4 protein-coding genes and 1 pseudogene are annotated in these 3,921 nt (G+C 60.7%); 3 read left to right on the forward strand and 2 right to left on the reverse strand.

Annotated elements, in window-relative coordinates; translation table 11 throughout:
- Both AC1DLB_RS23800 and AC1DLB_RS23805 read left to right on the forward strand, forming a co-directional pair.
- Nucleotides 1–294, forward strand: a pseudogene (locus tag AC1DLB_RS23800) (tripartite tricarboxylate transporter permease); the annotation flags it as partial.
- On the forward strand, nt 287–1,327 hold the full coding sequence (locus AC1DLB_RS23805) for an AbrB family transcriptional regulator (protein WP_018926794.1): 1,041 nt from the start codon (nt 287–289) through the stop codon (nt 1,325–1,327). The pseudogene AC1DLB_RS23800 and the gene AC1DLB_RS23805, both read left to right, overlap by 8 nt.
- A 32-nt stretch (nt 1,328–1,359) precedes the next feature.
- Here AC1DLB_RS23805 and ung read toward each other — a convergent pair whose 3' ends face one another.
- Complete coding sequence (gene ung, locus AC1DLB_RS23810; RefSeq protein WP_019580851.1) at nt 1,360–2,052, reverse strand: uracil-DNA glycosylase; 693 nt, start codon at nt 2,050–2,052, stop codon at nt 1,360–1,362.
- Between the two features lie 132 nt (nt 2,053–2,184).
- On the opposite strand from ung, the gene AC1DLB_RS23815 reads away from it, so the two are divergent.
- Complete coding sequence (locus AC1DLB_RS23815) at nt 2,185–3,297, forward strand: enoyl-CoA hydratase/isomerase family protein (protein ID WP_086944827.1); 1,113 nt, start codon at nt 2,185–2,187, stop codon at nt 3,295–3,297.
- A 50-nt stretch (nt 3,298–3,347) separates the two neighbouring features.
- Here AC1DLB_RS23815 and AC1DLB_RS23820 read toward each other — a convergent pair whose 3' ends face one another.
- The gene (locus tag AC1DLB_RS23820; RefSeq protein ID WP_082920899.1) at nt 3,348–3,791 is read right to left on the reverse strand and encodes a hypothetical protein; all 444 of its coding nucleotides are present in this window, start codon (nt 3,789–3,791) and stop codon (nt 3,348–3,350) included.
- Nucleotides 3,792–3,921 lie beyond the last annotated feature (130 nt).

Here is a 3,921-nt window from a genome sequence, read left to right on the forward strand (position 1 = left end):
GTACACGCCACCACCTTCGACCTGTTCCTGATGATCGGCATCGGCATCTTCGGCTACATCCTGCGCAAGCTGGACTTCCCGTTGTCGCCGGTACTGCTGGGCTTCATCCTCGGTGGTCTGATGGAACAGAACCTGCGTCGCGCGCTGTCGATTTCCAACGGTGCACTGGAAATCCTCTGGTCGAGCCCGATCACGTTCGGTTGCTGGGTGCTGACTGCCATCATGTTGCTGATGCCGCTGCTGCGCATCTGGCGCAAACGTTCGGTCGCCCGGCGCGCTATCGCCGATGCCTGATCGAACACCCTTCAAAGCCTGGTGGGGTACACCGCTGGTCGGTCTGCTGGGCGGTTACCTCGCCAGCCAGATCGGCTGGCCTCTACCGTGGATGGTCGGCTCGTTACTGGCGATCATCCTCGTGCGCTGCCTGACACCCTGGCAACTGGCGGAAATCCCTGGCGGGCGCAAGTGCGGCCAGTGGGTTGTCGGCATCGGCATCGGCCTGCACTTCACCCCGGTGGTGATGGAGCAGGTGCTGAGCCACTTCGGTCTGATCTTCTTCGGTGCGTTGGTCACCAGCCTGTCCGCGGTGGTCGGGGTCTGGTTGATGCGGCGTACCGGCGAAGATCGCGCCACGGCGTTCTTTTCCAGCATGCCCGGTGGCTCCGGGGAGATGGTCAACCTCGGCGCCCGCAATGGCGCGGTGCTCAGCCGTGTCGCGGCGGGACAAAGCTTGCGGGTGCTGGTGGTGGTGCTGTGTGTGCCAGCGGCGTTCAAGTATCTGTTGGGCGACGGTGCGCCGGCCTTGCATGCAGCGACCGTCAACTGGTGGTGGCTGGCCCTTCTGTTCCCGGCGGGCGCCCTGGCCGCCTGGATCTGGGAGCGCCTGCGGCAACCCAACCCCTGGCTGTTCGGGCCGTTGCTGGTGAGTGCGGCAGTGAGCATTGGTTGGGACCTGCACATCGGCTTGCCCAACGGCGGCAGTCAGATCGGCCAGTGGCTGATCGGCAGCGGGTTGGGCTGCCACTTCAATCGACAGTTCTTCCGACGGGCACCGTCCTTCATGGGCCGGACCCTGATCGGCACGGTGTTGACCATGTTGATCGCCACGCTGGCGGCACTGGGGTTGAGTGTATTGACCCATCTGGATCTGCGTTCGCTGACGCTGGGCATGATGCCCGGCGGGATTGCCGAGATGAGTTTGACGGCTGAAACCCTGCAACTATCGGTACCGCTGGTGACGGCGATGCAGGTGATGCGGCTGTTGTTCGTGTTGTTTTTGGCAGAGCCGTTGTTCAGGTATTGGAACCGGGAGCCGGATTCCGTCTGATATGAGCCCCCTCGCCACACTCTTCACACTCTTCACACCGGCGGCAACCGCCACTCGATCGGCGTCTCGCCATTCTGTTCCAGAAACTTGTTCGCCCGACTGAAATGCCCGCACCCGAGGAAGCCGCGATAAGCGGACAGCGGTGACGGGTGAACCGACGTCAATACCAAATGCTTGGTGGCGTCGATGAGTTTCTGCTTGCTCTGGGCATGCGCGCCCCACAGCAAAAACACCAGATGCGGCTGGTGCTCGCTGACCACTTCGATAATCCGGTCGGTAAAGTGCTGCCAGCCCTTGCCCGCGTGGGCGTTGGCATTCGCCCGCTCCACGGTCATGGTGGTATTGAGCATCAACACGCCCTGCTCCGCCCAACTCTGCAGGTAGCCATGGTTGGGGATGTCGATGTTCAGGTCGCGTTTCAACTCTTTATAGATGTTCACCAGCGACGGCGGCGCCGGTACACCCGGCTGCACCGAAAAGCACAGCCCATGGGCCTGACCCGGGCCGTGGTATGGATCCTGCCCGAGGATGACCACCTTGACCTTGTCCAGCGGCGTGGAATTGAGCGCATTGAAAATCAACGGTCCCGGCGGATAGATCTCCTTGCCCGCCGCGCGTTCCTGTTGCAGGAAAGTGCGCAACTCTGCCATGTAAGGCTGGTCGAATTCGGCACGGAGGGCCTCCTTCCAGCTCGGTTCGAGTTTGATACGGTCGTCAGCAGTCATGGTTACATCCGGCAAAAACAATGGGGCGAACCCTAGGAAAGCCCATCACGCTTGTCAATTGATCTGACGCAGATCCGGCATTTTCCTATAGAGCGATCATACTGAACGCTCAAATTCCCGATCGAGGTCATGATGAATCTGCACTTCGAAGAACTCACCGGCACCGACGGCGCACGCATCGGCATCGCCAGCCTGGATGCCGAAAAGTCCCTCAACGCCCTCTCCTTGCCGATGATCAACGCCTTGCGCGATCAACTGGACGCCTGGGCCAAGGAACCACAGATCGTTTGTGTACTGCTGCGCGGCAATGGCGACAAGGCCTTTTGCGCCGGCGGTGAAGTGCGCAGTCTGGTGGAAGCGTGTCGCGCCCATCCCGGGGAAGTACCGCCCTTGGCTGCGCACTTCTTCGCGGCAGAATATCGCCTCGACTTCAAGTTGCACACCTACCCGAAACCGTTGATCTGCTGGGGTCATGGTTACGTGCTGGGCGGCGGCATGGGGCTGCTGCAAGGGGCGGGCATTCGGGTTGTCACGCCGAGCAGCCGATTGGCGATGCCGGAGATCAGTATCGGTTTGTACCCGGACGTCGGCGCCAGCTGGTTTCTGTCGCGGCTGCCCGGCAAGCTCGGATTGTTTCTCGGCTTGACCGGCGCCCGGATGAACGGTCGCGATGCAATCGATCTGGACCTCGCGGACCGCTTTTTGCTCGATCAACAACAGCCGGAGCTGATCGAAGGTTTGCTGCAATTGAACTGGCAGGAACAGACCGCCATGCAGCTCAACAGTCTGCTCAAGGCCTTGCAACAAGAAGCGCTCGTAAAAATGCCCGAAGCGCAGTGGCTGCCGCGACGCCAGCAGATCGACGAGTTGCTGGATGTCAGCGACGTTCGTTGTGCCTGGAAGGCCATCAGTGCGCTACGCGTTCATAAAGACCCGCTGCTCAGTCGTGCGGCCTGCACCATGATTGAAGGCTCGCCCCTGACCGCTCATCTGGTGTGGGAACAGATCGCCCGCGCCCGGCACCTGTCGCTGGCTCAAGTCTTTCAGATGGAATACACCATGAGCCTCAATTGCTGCCGTCATCCGGAATTCAGCGAGGGCGTGCGCGCGCGGTTGATCGACAAGGACCAGAAACCTCACTGGCACTGGCCGGATATCAACACGGTGCCGGAGGCGGCGGTGGAAGCGCATTTTCACAAGGTCTGGGAAGGTCGGCATCCGTTGGCCGATCTGTCGGAATACTGAAATCCGGGCACAAAAAAGCGGCGCTTCAAGCGCCGCTTTCTATTGAGGAGTTAGCGACGGCCGCCTCGACCATCGTTATCGCCATGATCGCCTCTTCCGCCATGGTGATCCCGTCCACTGTGGCCCCGGGAATCGTCGTTCCAGTTGCCGCGACTACGACCATCCCAACCGTCGCGACGACCATCCCAACCACCGCGGTCATGACGGTCCCATCCGCGACTCTGGTTGCCGCGGTAGTCGTAATAGCGCGGTGCCGGTTGATAAACCCGCGGCTGGTAGTAATAACGTGGCGATGGCTGGTAATACCGTGCAGGCGGCGAGTAATACCTGCGCGGAGCTGTGTAGTAACCACCATCGGAGTAATACGGCGCTGGGGACGTGTAGACATCCGAGCGGTAGTAGCTGTCGCCATCGGAATAGGGCACGCACGCACCAAGAAACAATCCCGATAGAACGATCAGCAGAATATGGCGGAGCTGTTTTCGACAGAGCATGGCGGCCTCCTGGACCGCGAGTGAGCCACACCAGCGACGCTGGCAGGCGACAGTCAATTGTTCGGCGACTGTCGAAAGATCAGACAGTGAAATCGGGATCTGGTGCGTTTCTGTAACACGCCGATACAAG

The sequence above is a fragment of the Pseudomonas sp. 05N434 genome (assembly GCF_056396965.1).

What these genes read in the sequence shown, in the direction of transcription:
- AC1DLB_RS23815 (WP_086944827.1), top strand. Translation starts at nt 2,185, where the DNA reads ATGAATCTGCACTTCGAAGAACTCACCGGCACCGACGGCGCACGCATC.
- AC1DLB_RS23820 (WP_082920899.1), bottom strand. Translation starts at nt 3,791, where the DNA reads ATGCTCTGTCGAAAACAGCTCCGCCATATTCTGCTGATCGTTCTATCG.
- AC1DLB_RS23805 (WP_018926794.1), top strand. Translation starts at nt 287, where the DNA reads ATGCCTGATCGAACACCCTTCAAAGCCTGGTGGGGTACACCGCTGGTC.
- ung (WP_019580851.1), bottom strand. Translation starts at nt 2,052, where the DNA reads ATGACTGCTGACGACCGTATCAAACTCGAACCGAGCTGGAAGGAGGCC.